Annotated in this window: 17 protein-coding genes and 1 pseudogene; 7 read left to right on the forward strand and 11 right to left on the reverse strand. The window is 69.0% G+C overall.

All coding sequences use genetic code 11. The features are described 5' to 3' along the window. Positions 1 to 89: 89 nt before the first annotated feature. From AB0398_RS21755 to AB0398_RS21770, 4 genes are all read right to left on the reverse strand, one after another. Complete coding sequence (locus AB0398_RS21755) at positions 90 to 290, reverse strand: hypothetical protein (protein WP_366377253.1); 201 nt, start codon at positions 288 to 290, stop codon at positions 90 to 92. Between the two features lie 84 nt (positions 291 to 374). Then, on the reverse strand, positions 375 to 635 hold the full coding sequence (locus tag AB0398_RS21760; protein ID WP_366377254.1) for a hypothetical protein: 261 nt from the start codon (positions 633 to 635) through the stop codon (positions 375 to 377). A 269-nt stretch (positions 636 to 904) separates the two neighbouring features. Beyond that, positions 905 to 1171: a hypothetical protein gene (locus AB0398_RS21765; protein ID WP_366377255.1), complete on the reverse strand. Its 267-nt coding sequence runs from the start codon at positions 1169 to 1171 to the stop codon at positions 905 to 907. Positions 1172 to 1657: 486 nt separating this feature from the next. After that, complete coding sequence (locus AB0398_RS21770; protein ID WP_366377256.1) at positions 1658 to 2095, reverse strand: hypothetical protein; 438 nt, start codon at positions 2093 to 2095, stop codon at positions 1658 to 1660. Between the two features lie 329 nt (positions 2096 to 2424). Between AB0398_RS21770 and AB0398_RS21775 the strand changes: the two genes are divergently transcribed. After that, positions 2425 to 5085, forward strand: coding sequence for a Helicase associated domain protein (locus AB0398_RS21775; RefSeq protein ID WP_366377481.1), 2661 nt, complete (start codon positions 2425 to 2427; stop codon positions 5083 to 5085). A gap of 179 nt (positions 5086 to 5264) precedes the next feature. Beyond that, the gene (locus AB0398_RS21780) at positions 5265 to 5786 is read left to right on the forward strand and encodes a hypothetical protein (protein ID WP_366377257.1); all 522 of its coding nucleotides are present in this window, start codon (positions 5265 to 5267) and stop codon (positions 5784 to 5786) included. Between the two features lie 10 nt (positions 5787 to 5796). On the opposite strand, the gene AB0398_RS21785 is transcribed toward AB0398_RS21780, so the two are convergent. After that, positions 5797 to 6087 carry a transposase gene (locus AB0398_RS21785; RefSeq protein WP_366377258.1) on the reverse strand — a complete coding sequence of 97 codons (291 nt, stop codon included), beginning with the start codon at positions 6085 to 6087 and terminating at the stop codon, positions 5797 to 5799. 475 nt (positions 6088 to 6562) lie between these two features. On the opposite strand from AB0398_RS21785, the gene AB0398_RS21790 reads away from it, so the two are divergent. Then, on the forward strand, positions 6563 to 7435 hold the full coding sequence (locus AB0398_RS21790; protein ID WP_366377259.1) for a MurR/RpiR family transcriptional regulator: 873 nt from the start codon (positions 6563 to 6565) through the stop codon (positions 7433 to 7435). A gap of 228 nt (positions 7436 to 7663) precedes the next feature. After that, the gene (locus tag AB0398_RS21795; protein ID WP_366377260.1) at positions 7664 to 8317 is read left to right on the forward strand and encodes a hypothetical protein; all 654 of its coding nucleotides are present in this window, start codon (positions 7664 to 7666) and stop codon (positions 8315 to 8317) included. Positions 8318 to 8371: 54 nt separating this feature from the next. Here AB0398_RS21795 and AB0398_RS21800 read toward each other — a convergent pair whose 3' ends face one another. From AB0398_RS21800 to AB0398_RS21820, 5 genes are all read right to left on the reverse strand, one after another. Beyond that, on the reverse strand, positions 8372 to 9892 hold the full coding sequence (locus AB0398_RS21800) for a cyanophycinase (protein WP_366377261.1): 1521 nt from the start codon (positions 9890 to 9892) through the stop codon (positions 8372 to 8374). A 146-nt stretch (positions 9893 to 10038) separates the two neighbouring features. Then, complete coding sequence (locus AB0398_RS21805; protein ID WP_366377262.1) at positions 10039 to 11244, reverse strand: M20 family metallopeptidase; 1206 nt, start codon at positions 11242 to 11244, stop codon at positions 10039 to 10041. Then, positions 11241 to 11993 (reverse strand): amino acid ABC transporter ATP-binding protein, encoded by a 753-nt coding sequence (locus AB0398_RS21810; protein ID WP_366377482.1) that lies wholly within the window; start codon positions 11991 to 11993, stop codon positions 11241 to 11243. The genes AB0398_RS21805 and AB0398_RS21810 overlap by 4 nt, the downstream gene beginning before the upstream one ends. 11 nt (positions 11994 to 12004) lie before the next feature. Continuing rightward, the gene (locus tag AB0398_RS21815) at positions 12005 to 12967 is read right to left on the reverse strand and encodes an amino acid ABC transporter permease (protein ID WP_366377263.1); all 963 of its coding nucleotides are present in this window, start codon (positions 12965 to 12967) and stop codon (positions 12005 to 12007) included. Positions 12968 to 12969: 2 nt separating this feature from the next. After that, positions 12970 to 13887 (reverse strand): ABC transporter substrate-binding protein, encoded by a 918-nt coding sequence (locus AB0398_RS21820; RefSeq protein WP_366377264.1) that lies wholly within the window; start codon positions 13885 to 13887, stop codon positions 12970 to 12972. A gap of 361 nt (positions 13888 to 14248) precedes the next feature. On the opposite strand from AB0398_RS21820, the gene AB0398_RS21825 reads away from it, so the two are divergent. After that, a complete protein-coding gene (locus tag AB0398_RS21825) occupies positions 14249 to 15682 on the forward strand; it encodes a hypothetical protein (protein WP_366377265.1) in 1434 nt (477 codons plus the stop codon). A 97-nt stretch (positions 15683 to 15779) separates the two neighbouring features. Here AB0398_RS21825 and AB0398_RS21830 read toward each other — a convergent pair whose 3' ends face one another. Continuing rightward, positions 15780 to 16064, reverse strand: a complete 285-nt coding sequence (locus AB0398_RS21830) for a DUF6479 family protein (protein ID WP_366377266.1) — start codon at positions 16062 to 16064, stop codon at positions 15780 to 15782. A gap of 462 nt (positions 16065 to 16526) precedes the next feature. On the opposite strand from AB0398_RS21830, the gene AB0398_RS21835 reads away from it, so the two are divergent. Beyond that, positions 16527 to 17327, forward strand: a complete 801-nt coding sequence (locus AB0398_RS21835) for an inositol monophosphatase family protein (RefSeq protein WP_366377267.1) — start codon at positions 16527 to 16529, stop codon at positions 17325 to 17327. Positions 17328 to 17505: 178 nt separating this feature from the next. Beyond that, positions 17506 to 17835: pseudogene (locus AB0398_RS21840) on the forward strand (MerR family transcriptional regulator); the annotation flags it as partial. Positions 17836 to 17982 lie beyond the last annotated feature (147 nt).

The raw sequence follows: 17982 nt of genomic DNA on the forward strand, positions 1-17982 counted from the left end.
ATCAACAACAACCCTCAACTGCCCTGGTCCTTCCTCACCCACACCGGCCTCAACATCCACCCATCAACCCCACGCAACTAAAGAAAAGATCAGTAGTGGCGGGACCAGGGGCGGCGTCTGCCGGTGGTGTGGTTGGTGCGGGCGGCTCCGATACCGGCGAGGTGCAGGGCCAGGGCGATGAGCCCGAGGAGCATCACGTTCGTGGAGGAGAACACATCGTTGGTGCCGATGTCGGCTGCGTTGATCAGGAAAGCGACGAAGAACAGTACAGCGGCGGCTATGCCCAGCATGTCGAGGTTCCTTTCGGGAGGACGCTGCTCGTACACCCCGCGGCGCCCTGGTACATGCAGGAGCGGGGGCAGAGGGGGAGGGGGTCAGGCCTGCTGGGGGTGCCCGGCGTCGCCTTCGACGACCAGGCGGTCGGTGCCCGGCTCTTCGACGCGTTCGACGATCGTGACGTCGATCCGCCCGTCACCGGTGGTGTCGAACTGGTAGAGATCGGCCTTCCCGTCGCCGGTGGTGTCGGTCATCCACACGTCGGGCTTGCCGTCACCGTTGGTGTCGGCACTGAGGACGACATGGTGCTCGTCGCCCTGGGTCTCGACCGCTTCTTCGGTGTGCGCTGAGGTGTCCATGACCGCCGGATGCCCCCGAGTCGGGAGGTGAAACGAGTACGGACCGGTCGTGGTAAAGGCGTCTTCTCGTTCACCGCGCTTACTGGAACGATAGAGCTGTCCGCTGGGGGCCCGGACTTTTGCTGCGCCCCAGCCCCGAGACGGCGGGCCCGCTGCGCTCCCCCACCCCGAAGGGCCCTTCCGGCTGTGCCTGCGGTTCCGTTCGCCCGGCCTCGCGGACCGGGCTGGCTGGCTGGCTGGCTGAGGAGTGGGGGGCGGCCGTTGTCACGTCACTGCGGGTCGTGTTCCCTGGAAGGGAACGCCGCGTACAGGGCTTCCGCGTGCACTCCGTCCCACTGGCTGATCAGCAGACGCTCCACCCTGCCGTCATGTCGGCGGAGTTCGACCTCCTGTCCTTTGTCGAACTCCACCCGTACCTGGGGATTCCGGCACACCGCCTCGGCCTCGCCCCGCATCATCTCGAACCAGACCCCGCGTATGGCATAGCGCAGGTCGTTGCCTCGATGGCGCAGTACTCGTACCCGGCGGTCGGTCAACAGGAGTGAAGCTCGCCGCGGCACCAGGCCCCACAGCGCACGTCCATATGTCACCGCACAGCCTGCTGTCATTCGCTCGCCCTGGGGAACCCACCGCTCCAGGCGTTCACGATCCACCGATCACTTGGCCGCTTCCATCACCACTCCCCCTGCCTCTCGGACGAGAGCATCACCGGTTGTCGCCCGTATACCCGAAAGCCACACTCGCACCGCCTCACGACTGTGCCTGGGCCGCGCCCTTCGCCGGGCCGCTCAAACCGGTCGGGTATTGGTGCAAGGCTGCCGCTCGCGTTACCGCACCTTCAACACGGCAGGAACGGGTCGGGACCCTGCCCGCCGGAAAGAAACAAAACAGGGTGGAGCCCTGCCCCGCCGAGGAGAGACGGGGCACGCTGCACTTCTCCTGCCTTCAAAGGCCCTTCCGGCCGCGCCTGCACTTCCTGAAGGTCAGCTCGCGCGGGCCAGTGACCGAGAAGTGGGAGGTTGTCAGGTTTGATCGGTCTTGTCTTCAGGTGCCCAGGTCCAGGGCTTCACCGCAGGCAGCGGGCCCTCTATCGCGCTGCGGAACTTTTCCTTCAAGGTCTTCGGTGGTGCTTCCTTCTCTTCCCGCCAGTGCACGAGCCGGGCCGTGGTCACCCGTATATGGCATTCGCGGTGGCGTTGCTTCACGAGCACGATCCATGCCCCGTCCTGGGCGAGCAGGGCATGGCGGGCAGGCTCGTCTCCCGGGCGTGCGTGCCGGGCCAGGATGCCCGGCAGGTAGTTGAGGGCCGCGTCCTCGGCGGCCGCGGCCGCTTCCGTGTGGTCCGGGCCGATGCGGTGCGTGCCGGCGAGCATCCACCGGTGCAGTTTGAGTTCCGTGCCGTCGGCGCGTTCGGTGGTTCGAGTGTCCTCTTCGATGAGGACGTACCAGTCGGCAGTCATGGGCGGGCCTTATCCGTCGGCGAGTGGGCGAGGCGTCTGCAAGGTTGATGCGGCATATAGAGGTGGTGGAATCACGAGATACGATGAGGGTCGTCTACTGGTTCCAGGTGCTGAATCTTGTTTTCGGTGGATCGCATTGACCGTACTCGACAGCTTTTTCGTAGGAATTATTGCCGAAGTAGACGCACGACGAGTAGACGGGCTGCATGCCGTACCAGACTGCCCAGATCAGGGCAGTGAGGGCGAGAGCGGACGCCGGATGCTTCCACGTAGGAGGCCCTGCGACGGGATGGATCATGGCGGCGATCATAGGGCAGGGAACGAGGGGCGTGATTTCGCTCAGGAAACACCAGGTGGACCAGCGGTCGGCATTTCGTAGGTGGGTGGGATTCCCCGCACGGCGACCTGTCCCTCCGGAAGGGGCCCGGAGCACGATCGTGTCGGCAACCGGGTCGGGCAAGACGATCACGGCCGCGGCATGCGCGCTGGAATTGTTCGCGGACAGCCGGGTCCTCGTCACCGTTCCGACTTTGGACCTGCTCGTACAGACCGCCCGGGCCTGGCGGGCGGTGGGGCATCGGACGCCGATGGTCGCGGTGTGCTCGCTGGAGAACGATCCGGTCCTGAACGAACTGGGGGTGCGCACCACCACGAATCCGATCCAGCTCGCGCTGTGGGCCGGAACAGGACCGGTGGTCGTGTTCGCCACATACGCGTCTCTGGTCGACCGGGACGATCCGGAGGGCCCGGTGGTGGGTGGGCGGAAGGTCCGTGGGCCGCTGGAGGCCGCACTCACGGGCGGGGAGCGGCTCTACGGGCAGCGGATGGCAGGCTTCGACCTCGCGATCGTGGACGAAGCCCACGGAACCGCCGGTGACCTCGGGCGGCCATGGGCCGCGATCCACGACAACGTCCGGATCCCGGCGGACTTCCGGCTGTACCTGACCGCGACCCCGCGCATCCTGGCGGCGCCCCAGCCACGAAGGGGTGCGGGCGGCCGGGAGATGGAGATCGCGTCGATGGCCGACGACCCCAACGGCACGTACGGCACGTGGCTCGCCGAACTCGGGCTCGCGGAGGCGATCGAGCGGGAGATCCTTGCGGGATTCGAGATCGACGTGCTGGAGATCCGCGACCCCTCCCCCGTCCTCGGCGAGTCCGAGGAGGCACAGCGGGGCCGGCGCCTGGCCCTGCTGCAGGCCGCGCTGCTGGAGCACGCCGCGGCGTGGAATCTGCGGACTGTCATGACGTTCCACCAGAAGGTGGAGGAGGCGGCGGCGTTCGCGGAGAAGCTGCCGGAGACGGCCGCCGCGCTGTATGCCGACGACGTCTCGGGCGATGACCCGGCGAAAGGGGAGGGGCTGTCCGCCTCGTCGATCGACGCGGAGTTCTACGAGCTCGAGGCCGGCCGCCACGTACCACCGGAGCGGGTGTGGTCGGCATGGCTGTGCGGCGACCACCTCGTCGCCGAGCGGCGCGAGGTGCTGCGGCAGTTCGCGAACGGCATCGACGCGGCCGGGCGCCGGGTGCACCGGGCGTTCCTCGCCAGCTGTCGCGTGCTCGGGGAAGGCGTCGACATCACCGGCGAACAGGGCGTACAGGCGATCTGCTTCGCCGACACCCGCGGCTCGCAGGTCGAGATCGTGCAGAACATCGGCCGCGCCCTCCGGCTCAACCGCGACGGGACCACGAAGGTCGCCAGGATCATCGTGCCCGTGTTTCTGGAGCCCGGCGAGGACCCGACCGACATGATCGCCTCCGCCGGCTTCAAACCGCTCGTAGCCGTGCTCCAAGGTCTGCGCAGCCACGACGAGCACCTCGTCGAGCAGCTCGCCTCCCGTGCGCTCACCAGCGGCAAGCGCACGATCCACGTCCGGCGCGACGAGGACGGGCGGATCGTCGGCGCCGGTCAGGGCGGGGACCAGGAGCACGACGGCACCGGCGCGGCCACCGGGTCCGCGCTGCTGCGCTTCTCCACCCCACGCGACGCCGCCACCATCGCCGCCTTCCTGCGCACCCGGGTCTACCGGCCCGAATCGCTGGTGTGGCTGCAGGGCTACCAAGCCCTCCTCCGCTGGCGGGCGGAGAACGACATCACCGGCCTCCACGCCGTCCCGTACGACGTCGAGATCGAAGTGGGAGCGACCAGGGCGTTCCCCCTCGGGAGGTGGGTCCACCAGCAGCGCAAGACCCTGCGGGCCGGGGAACTCGACTCCCACCGCAAGGAGCTCCTCGACGCGCCGGAGGCCGGGATGGTGTGGGAGCCGAGCGAGGAGGCGTGGGAGAACAAGCTCGCCGTCCTCCGGTCCTATCGGCGTACCACCGGGCACCTCGCGCCGCGGCAGGACGCGGTGTGGGGCGAGAGCGAAGCCGAGGGCCTGGTGCCCGTCGGGCAGCACATGGCCAACCTCCGCCGGAGGGAAGGCCTGGGGAAAGACCCGGAGCGAGCCGCCGTACGCGCGGCGCAGCTGGCGGAGATCGACCCGGACTGGAACTGCCCCTGGCCGCTCAACTGGCAACGCCGCTACCGCGTCCTCGCCGACCTCGTCGACGCCGACGGTGTCCTGCCCCGCATCGCACCCGGCATCGTCTTCGACGGCGACGACATCGGGTGGTGGCTGGAACGGCAGAAAAACCCAGGCACCTGGACGCAGCTGTCGCCCGAGCAGCAGGAACGGCTGACCGCACTCGGCATCCGGGCGCCGTCTCCCACCCCGGTACCGGCCCCGACGGCGGGCGGCGCGGCCAAGGCACCGAATAAGGCACAGCAAGCCTTCCAGCGCGGCCTTGCGGCCCTGGCCCAGTGGGTCGAACGGGAAGGCCATCGACCTGTCCCGCGCGGCCACGCCGAGGAGATCACGGTCGCCGGCGAGACGGAACCGGTGCCCGTACGGCTGGGCGTATGGATCTCCAACACCAAAACGAGACGGGAGAAGCTCGACCAGCAGCAGCGGGACGCACTACGGGTGCTGGGAGTCGACTGGGCGTGACGGACGTCGCCGTCGTTGTGGTCGTGGCCCATCCCCACGGGTGTGGGGATGGGTCCGGCGAACCAGTCGACTGGAAGGTTCCGGTCGCCTGCTCCCCGCGCGAGCGGGAATGGCCCCGGGCGGTCCGTGCCCGCCCCCGGCCGTAAGGCATGCGCCGGAAGGGCTTTAGGTTGGCCTGCGTGAGTACGCGGGGGCGGAGTTACGGATATGTCGGACCGGTTGAGCTGAAGGCTGCGGTCCGGCCTGGCGGTGGCGGGCGCCGGATCCGCTCGGCGGCTGACTTCGACGGCTGGATCGCTGAGCGGTCGGCAGCAGAGCTGGCCGAACCGTTCACCTTCGTGGTCGACACGGACGGTGCACTTCGGCTGGCGCCGCGGCGAAGCGAGCACGTGGCCTGCGCCGACGGGGACATGGTTCTGAGCGCCGGCGAGATCGGCTTCACGCGTGAGGCAGGACGGTGGACCGTGAGCGAGGTCAGCAACCACTCCACCGGGTACTGTCCGGACGTCACCTCGTGGTCGGCAGTCGCCCATGCTCTGGACGGCGCGGAGCTCCGGCGGCCCTCGGGCTTCACCCACGAGGTGGTGTTCCGGCGGTGCCCCGACTGCCAGGAGCACAACATCGTGCGCGAGGACGACTTCGTCTGTGTCTTCTGCGGCGGCGATCTGCCGGAGACGTGGAATGTGGATTACGCCGTGTGACGGCCAGGGGTCACAGCCACTCGCTGAGGGTGGCGGCGAGGACAGTCGCTTCGTAGCGGACGGCGAGCTTGTCGTAGCGCGTGGCGACGGCGCGGTGCCTCTTGAAGCGGTTGATCCCGCGCTCAAGCGCTTGACGCGCGTGGTGGGCGACCGGGGCGAAATGCGGCGGCCGGCCGCCGAAGGAGCCGGGCTTCCGGCGGTTGCGGGCCGGGGCGGCCTCATCGGGGATGGTGCAGCGGATTCCGCGGTGGTGCAGGCAGGCGCGGCTCTTGTGGGAAGCGTATGCCTTGTCCGCCCGCACACGATCAAGGCGGACGCATGATCGACCCGGCCTGGTGCGGCGCGCGGACCTTGTCCGGTACGGATTCGGACTGTGGCAAGTTCCCGAAGCTGTCCAGTGCCTCGGTCAGCGTCTGCCACTCCTCCTGCCCGAGTCGACGCCGTACTTTCCCCGCGGCCCGGGCCGGGTCGGCGGTGATGCGCTCCAGCTCGGTGCCGGGGCGGGCACCGCCTGGTGGTGGTCGGCAGCCGTGCTCCCCGGGGCGGGAGGCCTGCTCCATCAGGGCGACGTCCCCCGTACATGTAACGGACGGTACATTTGCCTGCATGAGAACGGGTTCATGTCCCCATCGCCCCGATGAGCGCCGAAGCGCGTCAGGCAGGTCGGCAGGTCGGACACCCGGCGGCCCGAACCCCGGCCGTACGGCCGTAGCCTCCGGTTTTCTGCGAGCGGACACGGGTGGGGCTGAAACGCAGGGCCAGAACAGGAGCAGGCTGTGAGCAGCACCCTCGCGGATGAGATCCGCGACAGGCTGGGTGACCTGAGCCCCGCTGAGCGCAAGGTCGCGCGCGTGCTTCTGGCCGGTTACCCCGCGTCCGTCTTCGAGACCGTGGCCACCATCGCCGAGCGGGCCTCGGTTTCGGCGCCCACCGTCCTGCGCTGCGCATCGAGGCTCGGCTATCGCGGTTTCCCCGACTTGCAGGCGGCGCTGCGGGCGGAGCTGGACGCACGGACCGCGTCTCCCGTGACGCTCTACGAGACGTCCGGCGCCCGGGACGGCACGGCTTCCGGCAGGGCGGACGGGAGCGAAGGCGCCGCGCCGGGGTCGACCGTCGTGCTGCGGGCGGTGGAGAAGACCTTCAGGGAACTGACGACTCACGAGTTCCACGAGGCGGTGGCGCTCATGTCGGATCCGCGAAGGCGCATCCATCTGGTGGGAGGGCGCTTCACCCACCTGTTGGCCCAGTATCTGGGGCTGCACCTCATGCAACTGCGCCAGTACGTCTCCTTCCTGCCGGACGGTCACGTGGAGCGGGTCTCCGCTCTGACCCAACTCGGCCGCAAGGACGTCGTCGTCCTCTTCGACTACCGGCGCTACGAGGAGGACAAGACGGCCGTCGCGGAACTGGTCAGGGAGCGGGGCGGAAAGGTCGTCGTCTTCACCGATCCCTGGTTGTCCCCGGCCACGGCGCAGGCGGACGTCGTGCTGACGAGTCAGGTGACCTCCGATTCTCCCTACGACAGCCTGACACCGACCCTGGCTCTGATCGAAGCGCTGATCGGATCAGTTCTCGACCGCCTGGGTGCGGACGCTCACGAACACATGAAGGCGGGTGAGGACACGGCGCGTCGCCTGGGACTGCTCTGAAGGACATTGATGGAGACGTTGAAGGGCTTGCGGATCGATCGATTCGCGAAACATGGTCGGGTTCGTGCGCCAGTAGGCGACAACCAGCAGAGCCCGGTTCTCCAGTGGATCGCACCAGCCACACCGTGATCGTTCCGTCCCGAGGGAGATTGAGTGAGCGCTCTTCCACTCAAGTCCCACCGGCAATCGAGGCTGTGTCTGCCGACGTGGCCGGTCCAGAATGCCGTCATGGCTGAAGACGAGCAGAGCGGTACGGAACCGCGTTCATTCCTGACATGCGTGACAGAGGTGGCCCGGCTGTTGGGTGTCGGGGACGTCGCCGTGGAGCCGAAGGACCGGCATGCCCGTCACCTCGCTCATGCGGTGCGCAAGCCCCTGCTCGAACGTGGAAGTCTGCCCGAGGAGTGGTTCGCCCCGCTGATGGCGGCAGCCGTCTACGATCCGGACCCCAGCTTCTGCCGCTGGTTCGTCGAGCCGGCGGTCTACGCATTCGGACGCCGCCGGGTAATGGCGGCACTGGTCGACTACCTGCGGGCCGGCACGGATGCCGAGCGAGCCGGTGCCGTGCGGGCCTGGTACAGCGCCCACGTGCCCTTGCGTGCGGACCGGTCGCCGGCGTACGGGCCCGGCGGGGTGCGGAATCCTGCGCTGGACGAGGTACAGGACATCAAGGTCGCCTGGCTGGAGGCATCTATGCGGGTGTTCGCCGAATTCACCGACCTGAAGATGCGCCACCGGGTCCTGCTGTACCTGCCTACCTCCCGCGCCGCATACCCGCCCCCTCTCCACAAACTACTTGAAAGCACCATCGCATCTGCCCGGGCCCATCCCGACCTGCACATCCGTCACTGGGCCGCAGCAGCAGACCGCGAGGGAGTCTGAGCCCGAAGCCTCACGAGCTTCGCGTACGCCACGCGTTCCATGCCGGAAAGCCGATCAGGGCAACCACGCCGAGTTCACCGCACCGGGCTGCTTGGACATCGGGAAGTCCCGTGTGTCCGAGGTGTGTGGCGAACCGTAGGACGGTGGGTGTGCCGGCCGCTGCCCGGTCGGCGAGGGATGTGAAGGCCATGGGGGCGGTCTTCTCTCGGGTGCCGTCACGTTCCCGGCGCGGTCGTGCGTGCCGGTCCGGCCGGCTGTGGGACGGTCGGACCGGCGAGGCGGACGGGGCTCACCGTGGCGTGACGGCGACCTGGAGTCCGATGAGTGTCTGGACGGTGCCGGGGCCCCGGTCAGGGCACGGAAGCCGTGGGGCTTGGTCAGCGTGACGGTGAAGCGGGGGCCGCTTTCGAACGTGGTCGCAACAGCGGTTCGCTGCGTTCGGACGGCGAGGTCACGGGTCGTGGTGCGGAAGGAGTAGGGCTTGCCGCCGGGGTTGGCGGCCGAGTAGAAGACATCGGTGTTGGCCGGGACGGGGCTGGTGTCGTCGGCGGTGACGGGCTTCTTGCCGGGGGCGGGGTGGGCCGACCAGGTGCGGGCGGTGTAGCGGTCGCCGTCGGTGAGGTAGGTGTAACGGGCTCCGTGCAGGGACCAGCCGGCCTTCGTGGTACGGGTGTGGGTGTGGCGCAGGTCCAGAATGGCGACGCCGTTGGTGCCGAGGACGCTCAGGCGTTCGTCGCGGGTGCCGGGGGCGTCGACGACCAGGGCGGTGTTCTCCTCCAGGGCGTAGACGCGGTCGTGGCCGGTGTCGGCCGCCAGGCGCAGTGCCCGGCCTTCGCGTCCGTAGGCCCCGGTGTGGGTGTCGACGAGTCCGGAGCGCAGGAAGCCGAAGCCGCCCTCGGGGATGTGTCCGAGGCGGGTCGGGTCGTCGAAGTAGCCGGGGGCGCTGCCGTCGCGGAGGCCTTCGTAGGATTCGCCGCCGCTGACCATGTCCGGCCCGGAGGCGATCTGCGCGCCGGCGGAGGAGCCGGAGACCACCGCTCCGCGGGCCAGTTTGGCGCGGATGGCGGCGAGGACCTTGGAGTCGGTGTGCTCGTCGCCGTGGAGGAGGGTGGTGAGGTAGCGGTACTGGTCGCCGCCGCCGAAGAAGAAGCCGGTCATGGAGTTGACCTGGGCGACGACGGCGTCGGAGTCGGCGTTGGCGATGTGGTCGAGATCGATGGGGATCCACTGGGCGTCGGCGGCGCCGTGCTTCTCGAACAGGCCGGCGTAGTAGGCGCCGTTGCACGCCGAGTTGCTGCACAGGTCCGGGTCGTCCGCGTCCGGGTCCTGGCTCTCGGGCACGGAGGCGGCGGTGATGACGCCGATGCGTGCCGCGGGGCCGCCGGCGCGCTTGACGATCTCGCCGTAGACCGCCGTGTTGTCGTCCTTCAGGGCGCCGCCGACCAGGACGAGGGAGCCCGTCCTGTCCGTGGGACGGGCGGGCTGGGCGTGGGCGACGGGTGCGGTGAGGAGGAGGGCGACGGCGATGCCGCAGGCGGGAGCGGTGCGACGGGCGGGGCGGGTCGGTGCGCGCATGGTGCCTCCGTGAATCGGATGGGTGGAGGGGTGGCCGGGGCTCCGCTTCCGTGGTGCGGGGCCCCGGCCGGTCCGGCAGGGCGTCGGGAGACTGCCGGAGACGAGGACGGGCGGTACGTGTGTCGGCCCGCCGGGGTGCGGAGGGTTCAGGAACCGCCGAGGGTGGCGATCAGAGTGGCCAGCATGGCGACCCGTCGGGGAACGCTGGAGGTGTCCAGCCACTCCTCCGGCGTGTGGTCCGCGCCTCCCACGGGGCCGAGGCCGTCCAGGGTCGGTACTCCCATGCCCGCGATGAGGTTGGCGTCGCCGACTCCTCCCGTGGCCGCGGCCCCAAAGCTCACGCCGAGGGTCTCGCCCGCCTGTTTCGCGAGGTCGAACATGCGGCGTGAGGCGGGGGTGTCCTCCATGGGCGGGCACAGGTCGAGCTGTTCGACCGTCACGGAGGTGCCGGGGACCGCGGGGTGGTCGGCGACGTGCTGGATGGCGTCGGTGACGCGCCCCACGGCGGCCGTGGTGGCGGCCCTGACTTCGAGGTGGAGTTCGGCCTCGGGGCAGACGATGTTGGCGCGGGTGCCCGCGCGGACGATGCCGACGTTGACGGTGACGTCGTCCCAGTGGCCGTTGAGGGCCTGGAGGGCGACGGTCAGGTGCGCGGCGGCGAGGGCGGCGTTGGCGCCGCGTTCGGGTTCGATGCCGGCGTGGGCCGCTTTGCCCCTGACGGTGAGGCGGAAGTCGGCGACGCCCTTGCGGGCGATGACGAGGTCGCCGTTCTCACGGGCGCATTCGAGGCCGAGGCCGTAGTGCATGCCGTGGGCGGTCCGTTCGATGACCGGTCTGCCGGCCGGGGAACCGATCTCCTCGTCGGGCGTGGCCAGGAAGACCAGTTCGTCGTAGGTCTCGATGCCGGCGGCGTCGAGGATCTCCAGTGCCGCGAGGCCGGCCAGGAGACCTCCCTTGTCGTCGCTGACGCCGGGGCCGTGTGCGAGGCGTCCCTTCATCCGAAACGGACGGTCGGCGGCCGTCCCCCTGTCGAAGACCGTGTCCATGTGTCCGGCGAGGAGGATCTTGCGGCCCCCGTCCGAGGGGCTGAGGGCACCGGTTCTGCGAGCGACGACGACGTCACCGGCTTGACGGCGGCCTGCGAACGGGCAAGGGACGCGTTCGACGGTGAAGCCCGTTCTCGTCAGCCTGTGCTGCACCCAGTCGGCCACGCGGTTGACGCCTTCGGCGTCGTAGGAACCGGAGTCGATGGAGACGAGCTCTCGCAGGTCGTCCAGGTAGCGGTTCTGGCGGGCGCGGGCCAGTGCCAGCAGTTGCCCGGAAAGCGTCTGCCGGCAAACAGGCGCGTTCACAGGACCTTGGACAGGAAGGCGCGGGTGCGGTCCTGCTCCGGTTCGACGAGGACCCGGCGGGGGTCGCCGGCCTCGACGACGACGCCCTCGTCCATGAAGACGGCGGTGTCGCCGACCTCGCGTGCGAAGCCGATCTCGTGGGTGACGACGACCATGGTCATGCCGTCGGCGGCGAGCTGTCGCATGACGTCGAGGACGTCGCCGACGAGTTCGGGGTCCAGGGCGGAGGTCGGCTCGTCGAAGAGCATCAGTTTGGGCTTCATGGCGAGCGCGCGGGCGATGGCCACGCGCTGCTGCTGTCCGCCGGACAGCTGGGCGGGGTAGTGGCCGGCGCGGTCGCCCAGGCCGACCTGTTCGAGCAGTTCCCGGGCCTGTTCGCGGGCTTCCGCCCTCGCCACCCCGGCGACCTTGACGGGGGCCTCGGCGACGTTGTCGAGGGCCGTCATGTGCGGGAAGAGGTTGAAGCGCTGGAAGACCATGCCGATGTCCCGGCGGTGGGCGGCGACCTCGCGCTCGCGCAGTTCGTGGAGCTTGTTGCCGTGCTGCCGGTAGCCGACGAGGTCGCCGTCGACGGTGAGCTTTCCACCGTCGACCTTCTCCAGGTGGTTGATGCAGCGCAGGAAGGTGGACTTGCCCGAGCCCGAGGGCCCCAGGAGACAGCAGACCTGGCCCCGTTCCACGGTCAGGTCGATGCCCTTGAGGACCTCCAGCCTGCCGAAGTGCTTGCGCACGCCCTCGGCGCGCACCATGGGGGTGCCGCTCATCGGTCCTCCTTCTTGTTCTTGTGTCCCGCCGGGCCCACGGTTCCGCCGAGCAGGCGCCGCAGCGGGGAGACGTGTCCGGCCCGCGCGGTGCCGCGTCCGTAACGGCGCTCCAGCCACGCCTGGGGGATGCCCAGCAGGGTCACGAGGGCCAGGTACCAGAGGCTGGCGACGACCAGCATGGGGATGACCTGGTAGTTCTGGGCGTACACGTCCTGGATGTTGGACATCAGGTCGTGGGCGGAGATGACCGAGACCAGGGCGGTCATCTTGAGCATGTTGATCGTCTCGTTGCCCATCGGCGGGATGATCACGCGCATGGCCTGGGGCAGGACGATCCGGCGCATCGTGAGCGCGGGCCGCATGCCGAGCGAGTGGGCGGCCTCGGTCTGGCCGGGGTCGACGGACTGGATGCCGGCCCGGACGATCTCGGAGGCGTAGGCGGCCTCGTTGAGGCCGAGGGCGAGCAGGGCCGCGATCGCGGGGGTCAGCAGGCTGTTCGTCTCGGCCTGGAAGAAGGTGATGTCGGTGAAGGGGACACCGATCTTCACGTACTTGTAGAGGGCGGCGGCGTAACCCCAGAAGATGATCTGTACGAGCAGCGGGGTGCCGCGGAAGACCCAGACGAACGCGTTGGCGAGTCCGTACAGCACGGGGCTGGACGACAGGCGCATGACGGCGATCAACGTGCCGAGCGCCAGGCCGAGGAGCATGGCGGCGGCGGTCAGCCACAGGGTGGTGGCCAGGCCGTCGAAGATGAGGTCGGCGAAGAGGTAGTCGCCGACGACGTCCCAGTGCAGGTTGTCGTTCTTGGCCAGGGATCCGATCAGTCCGACCAGGGCGAGCAGCGAGGCGACGGCGGCGATCCAGCGTCCGTAGTTGCGGATGGGCACGATCTCCAGGTCGTGGGTACCGGTCGCACCGGTGGTCGTGGCGCTGTCGGGGGTTCTGGTGTCGATCATGCTCAGTCCACCGCCGCGTTCCTGGTGGCTTCCTTCACCGCGATCGAGGCGACGCCGTACTTGTTGTAGATCTTGACGAGGGTGCCGTCGTCGATGAGCGCCTGCAGGGCCTTCTGGACCGCTTCCGTCAGTTCGGGCAGCTGCTTGCTGATCGCGATGCCGTTGGGCGAGGCGTTGTAGCCGCCGGGTGCCGTCGGGTCCTCGACCAGGTCGAAGGCCTTGCCGGCGTCGGCGGTCTTGGCGACCCAGCCGGCGGCGGGCTTGGTCAGCACCTGGGCGACGGCCTTGCCCGAGCGCAGGGCGAGCTGCGCGTCGGAGTCCTTGGGGAAGGTCTGGATGTCGATCCTGCCCTTGCCCGCCTTCGCGCAGGCGTCCTGGTGGGACTTGAGCAGGTCGAGCTGGTTGGTGGCGGCCTGGACGGCGACCTTCAGGCCGCACAGGTCGTCCAGGTTCTCGATCCCGGAGGGGTTGCCGTCACCGACGAGGATGCCCGAGCCGGACTGCGAGTAGTCGACGAAGTCGACGACCTGCTGACGCTCCTTGTTGTCCGTGATCGCCGACATGGCGGCGTCGAACTTGCCGGCCTGGATGGCCGGAACGATGCCGTCGAACTTCTGCGGGGCGAAGGCGAAGGTCACGCCGAGCTTGCCGCCGAGCGCCTGGCCCAGGTCGTAGTCCAGGCCGGTCAGTGCGGTATCCCCCTCCTTCACGTACATCTCGAAGGGCGGGTAGGGGACGTCGGTGGCGACCCGGACCTTCCCCGCCTTCCTGATGGCGTCCGGGAGGAGGTCGTGCAGGGCCTGGTCCTTCTTGATCTCCACACCGGCGACCGAGACCACGGCGTTCCCCGCGAGGGCGGGGTCGGGGTCGCCGCAGGAGGCGAGGGTGACAAGGGCCGAGGCCGCTACAGCGGCAGCCACGAACGGGCGGGTAACACGAGTACGCATCGGGTCGGACCTCTCGGGGGTTCTTCGCCAACGGATTTCAGCCGTCAGGACACACCCAGGAAGTTACAGATCGAGCAGCTCATTGCATAGATGTACCTCACGTTACATTCACGTAACGTGACACTTTCCCTTCAGGCCTATCACCTAAAAGCCTTGATTAGCGGACACATCGGCCGTCCATCAAGAGGCTTGCGAAAGAAGACGCTCATACATCTTCCGCCTCACAGAGCTTGCTTGTATGTTCCGCTACCAACCCGCTTCGCCAAGGAGTTGGCCGAAAGTCCGACTCTCGGCGTCTTGGCGTTCCTCCTCTCCCCCGTTCAGGAGCAGACCCATGCCGCTACGCCTCGCCCGCAAGACGGCCCCCGTGGCCGCGGTGGCCGTACTCGCCGCAGCCATGACGCTCACGGCCCAGCACCCCTCGGAAGCAGCCGCCCATCGCATCCGGCTCGGATCGGCCTCGGACGTCAGCCGTACGTCGTGGAACGGCCCCGCGTTCACGATGAACGGCGCCGGCGGCGTCGTGGCCGCCTCGATGTCCCGCGCCGTCGACGAGATCCGCGGCGGCTCCGGCAGCATCGACGTCGTCGTCCTGGCCGGATCGGCCCCGACGTCGGGAAGCAAGACCCCCGAGTGCGACGCCGTGACGGGCCTGACCGGCGTCAACTCCTGTACGACGTGGACGCTCACCGCGGCAGCCGACGGGAACAACAGCCAGGTCAACACGGACGTCCGCAACGCCGAGTTCGTCTACTTCGCCGGCGGCGACCAGTGCCGGTACGCCGCGTGGAAGGGCACCGCCCTCGAAGCGTCCGTCGAATCCGTCGTCGCCAAGGGCGGCGGCTCCGGCGGTGGAAGCGCCGGCCACCACATCAACAGTCCCCTCGTCTACGACGCCTGCAACGGCAGCGTCACCAGCTCCGAGGCGCTCGCCAACCCCTACGACCGCTACATCGGCTTCACGACCGGCATGTTCCAGTGGGCGAACTACGGCGGTGTCATCAACGACTCCCACTTCGTCGCCCGCGACCGCATGGGCCGCAGCATGGCCTTCGTGGCCAGAGCCATCAAGGACGGCCTGACCACGAACGGTGCCGCGTGGGCGGTCGGGGTGGAGGAGGGCGGGGGTTCCCTGTTCCTGGACCGCAACGGCATGGCCACGCAGTACGGCAAGGACGCGTACGTCGTGCTCGGCGACCACCAACCGGAGCAGGCGGTCGACCGCAAGCCGCTGACCTACTCCGACTTCAAGATCTGGCGCCTCACGCCCGGCGCGACCTTCGACTTCAAGAACCGGCCCACCTGCGGCTACTACCTGCGCAGCGTCACCAACGGCACGCCGGACCCCAACCTCTACAGCGGCACGCCCGTGACGGACTGCGGTACTCAGGGCGGGGGCGGCAGCCTCGCCGAGAGCGAGCCGAACGACACCCGCGACACGGCCGACGACGCCACCGCCCTGACACTCCCCGGATCGATCACCGGCAGCATGAAGTCCACCAGCGACCGCGACTACTTCAAGGTCGGCCTCGCCTCCGGACAGACCGCCACCGTGAACTGCGCCGTCCCGACGGCCTACGACGCGGATCTGTACTGGCTCGACTCCACCGGAAGCACGCTCGAGCGCTCGGTCAACGACGGCGCGGGCTCCGACGAATCGGTGACCTTCACCCGCACGGCGAGCGGATCCAGCACCTACTACGTGGACGTGGAGGCCTACAGCGGATCGGGCTCCGCGACCTACAGCTGTACTGTTGGCAAGAGCTGACGCGGTGGCCCGGACACAGGCCGGGCCGGCCGTTGTCGCTCGCGCGCAACATCACGACCCCTGACGCGGGGACAGCGGGCCACTGTGGGGGACGCATTCAGTCTTCGCTCGGAAGAGCCGGTTCCGTGCGGCCCCGCATCTGATGCGGTCGCAGTCGGTGCGCATGGTCGCACAGGGGGACGGCCGCGGGGCGAAGGTACTCGGACCACTCCCCCGGCGGCCGGTCGGTGGCCGGTCGCCGAGGATGGTCCTGCGGCTGTGGACAGGGGCCTTCCGTCTCCCGGAGACGTGCTCCGAGAACGAAGGCGCCGATCAGGACGGCGACGACGATCAGTCCGATCACGATGTGCATGGAAAGCCTCCGACGTGGGGCCGGGAACATCCTGTCGAGCTGTATACGCCGGGCTCGAACTCGACGGATGCCGGGCCGGCACGTGACCACCCGGTTGGCGGCGGTCGGCTTGCGTCGGGTTCGCTACCGGTGCAGCGACGTCGTGGACGTCGCCCTGCTCGATCAGCGCCTCGGGTGCCGGCAGCGGGCTGGGGTCGGTGACCATCAACGGCTTACGTCCGGCTCCCGCAGCCGGGACCCTACGTCTCGCTGGTCAGGCAGAGCCGACGACGCTCGTCGAGATGCGGCAGGATCCGATCGGACTTGGCCCGCAAAGCGGTGGGCGGAGGACGCACAGGCATGGTCGACCCGGCGACGTCGTCGACAAGCCACCGCCAGACGCTCCGCTGCCGGTGAAGAACCGGCTCAGGACACGAACCGCTGCTGGCGTGCCAGTTCTCCGGCCGGGAAAGATCGCCGGAGCGACAGCTTCACCTCGGTAGGCTGCACCGCATGATCGACTCATACGCGAGTTCCGACGACGCGGCAGTCGCGATAGCGGCGACGCGAGCCGGCGCGGACGTGATCCGCACCATGTACGGCCGGCGACTCAACCGTATCGACAAGGGTGCCGGGGACTTCGCCACCGCCGCCGATGTGGAGGCCGAGAAGAAGATCCTCGGCGTCATCCGTGCCGCACGGCCCGATGACGCGGTACTGGGCGAGGAAGGCGGACAGCAGGGCGCCGCCGGCGCCGTGCGCCAGTGGTTGGTGGATCCCCTGTGCGGCACGCTGAACTACGCCGTCGGCAACATGCTGGTGGCCGTCAACGTGGCGCTGCGCGACGGGGCGGCGGCCGTGGCCGACCCGTTCAGCGGCGAAATCTTCTTCACCGACGGGGAGACCGCCTGGGTACGGCGTGACGGGGCCGACGACGCACTGCTGACGCCCACGTCCGCCACCCGATTGGTGGATGCCAACCTGGATCCGCCGTTTCCGAGTGCGCCGGGATTCCGGGCCGTGGATCTGCTGGCCCGCTCCGAGTTCATCGAACACTTCCGGCCGCGCGTCGTATCCACGACGCTGGCGCTGGCCTGGGTGGCCGCCGGCAAGCGCGCCGCGTATGTCACCGATGGCGGCGACCTCTCCGGGAGCGTGCATTTCGCGGCCGGCATCGCTCTGTGCCGTGCCGCCGGCTGCGTCGTCACCGACATCGACGGTGCCCCGACAGGTGAAGCGGGCCGCGGGCTCGTGGCCGCCGCCGACGAGGAGACCCACGGACTACTGTTGTCGATGATGCGCAGCCGAGGCTAGTGCCGTATCGAGCAACGTTTGCCCTGTCGCCTCCCGGCTGCGTCGGACCGATCGAGACGCCGTGGTCGTGGGCGACGCCGTCCGGCGCATGGTCGACAAGACGCGCAGAGCCCTTGCCCTCGCAGGAAGTCCTGGCCCCCGGTTGAGTCTCCTGTGGGGGAGACAGCAAGCCGGGGGCGTGGAACGCGACACGCTCTATGCCATCGGAGAGTTGTCCCGCAGGACCGGCTTGACGGTGAAGACCATCCGGTTCTACTCCGACAAGGGCATCGTCCCGCCGACCGACCGGAGCCCCGCGGGCTACCGGCTGTACGGCGTCGACGCACTCGCGCGCCTGGACCTGGTCCGCACCCTGCGCGATCTCGGGCTGGGCCTGGCGACCGTGCGCAAGGTGCTGGACCGGGAGGCATCCATGGCGGAAGTCGCGGAAGTACACGCCGACGCTCTGGACGTACAGATCCAGACCCTTCGTCTGCGCCGGGCGATCCTACGATCAGTCGCCAGGCGTGACCCCACCGACCCGCACACCGAGCGCTACTGGCGACTCGTGGCGACGGTCAACGGCTGGCCCGCATCACCCACACTCGCCCCCGTTCACACCTGGTTCGCCATCGCCTTCCGCCATGGGCGATGCGATGATCACAAAGGCCTGATG

The organism is Streptomyces sp. NPDC086147 (assembly GCF_040702165.1).
In the GTDB taxonomy this organism is placed as follows: Bacteria; Actinomycetota; Actinomycetes; order Streptomycetales; family Streptomycetaceae; genus Streptomyces.

Bases quoted from the DNA above. Each gene is read 5' to 3' on its own strand.
- AB0398_RS21830 (WP_366377266.1), bottom strand. From the start codon at position 16,064: ATGTTCCCGGCCCCACGTCGGAGGCTTTCCATGCACATCGTGATCGGA.
- AB0398_RS21760 (WP_366377254.1), bottom strand. From the start codon at position 635: ATGGACACCTCAGCGCACACCGAAGAAGCGGTCGAGACCCAGGGCGAC.
- AB0398_RS21825 (WP_366377265.1), top strand. From the start codon at position 14,249: ATGCCGCTACGCCTCGCCCGCAAGACGGCCCCCGTGGCCGCGGTGGCC.
- AB0398_RS21770 (WP_366377256.1), bottom strand. From the start codon at position 2,095: ATGACTGCCGACTGGTACGTCCTCATCGAAGAGGACACTCGAACCACC.
- AB0398_RS21800 (WP_366377261.1), bottom strand. From the start codon at position 9,892: ATGCGCGCACCGACCCGCCCCGCCCGTCGCACCGCTCCCGCCTGCGGC.
- AB0398_RS21810 (WP_366377482.1), bottom strand. From the start codon at position 11,993: ATGGTGCGCGCCGAGGGCGTGCGCAAGCACTTCGGCAGGCTGGAGGTC.
- AB0398_RS21815 (WP_366377263.1), bottom strand. From the start codon at position 12,967: ATGATCGACACCAGAACCCCCGACAGCGCCACGACCACCGGTGCGACC.
- AB0398_RS21795 (WP_366377260.1), top strand. From the start codon at position 7,664: ATGGCTGAAGACGAGCAGAGCGGTACGGAACCGCGTTCATTCCTGACA.
- AB0398_RS21755 (WP_366377253.1), bottom strand. From the start codon at position 290: ATGCTGGGCATAGCCGCCGCTGTACTGTTCTTCGTCGCTTTCCTGATC.
- AB0398_RS21835 (WP_366377267.1), top strand. From the start codon at position 16,527: ATGATCGACTCATACGCGAGTTCCGACGACGCGGCAGTCGCGATAGCG.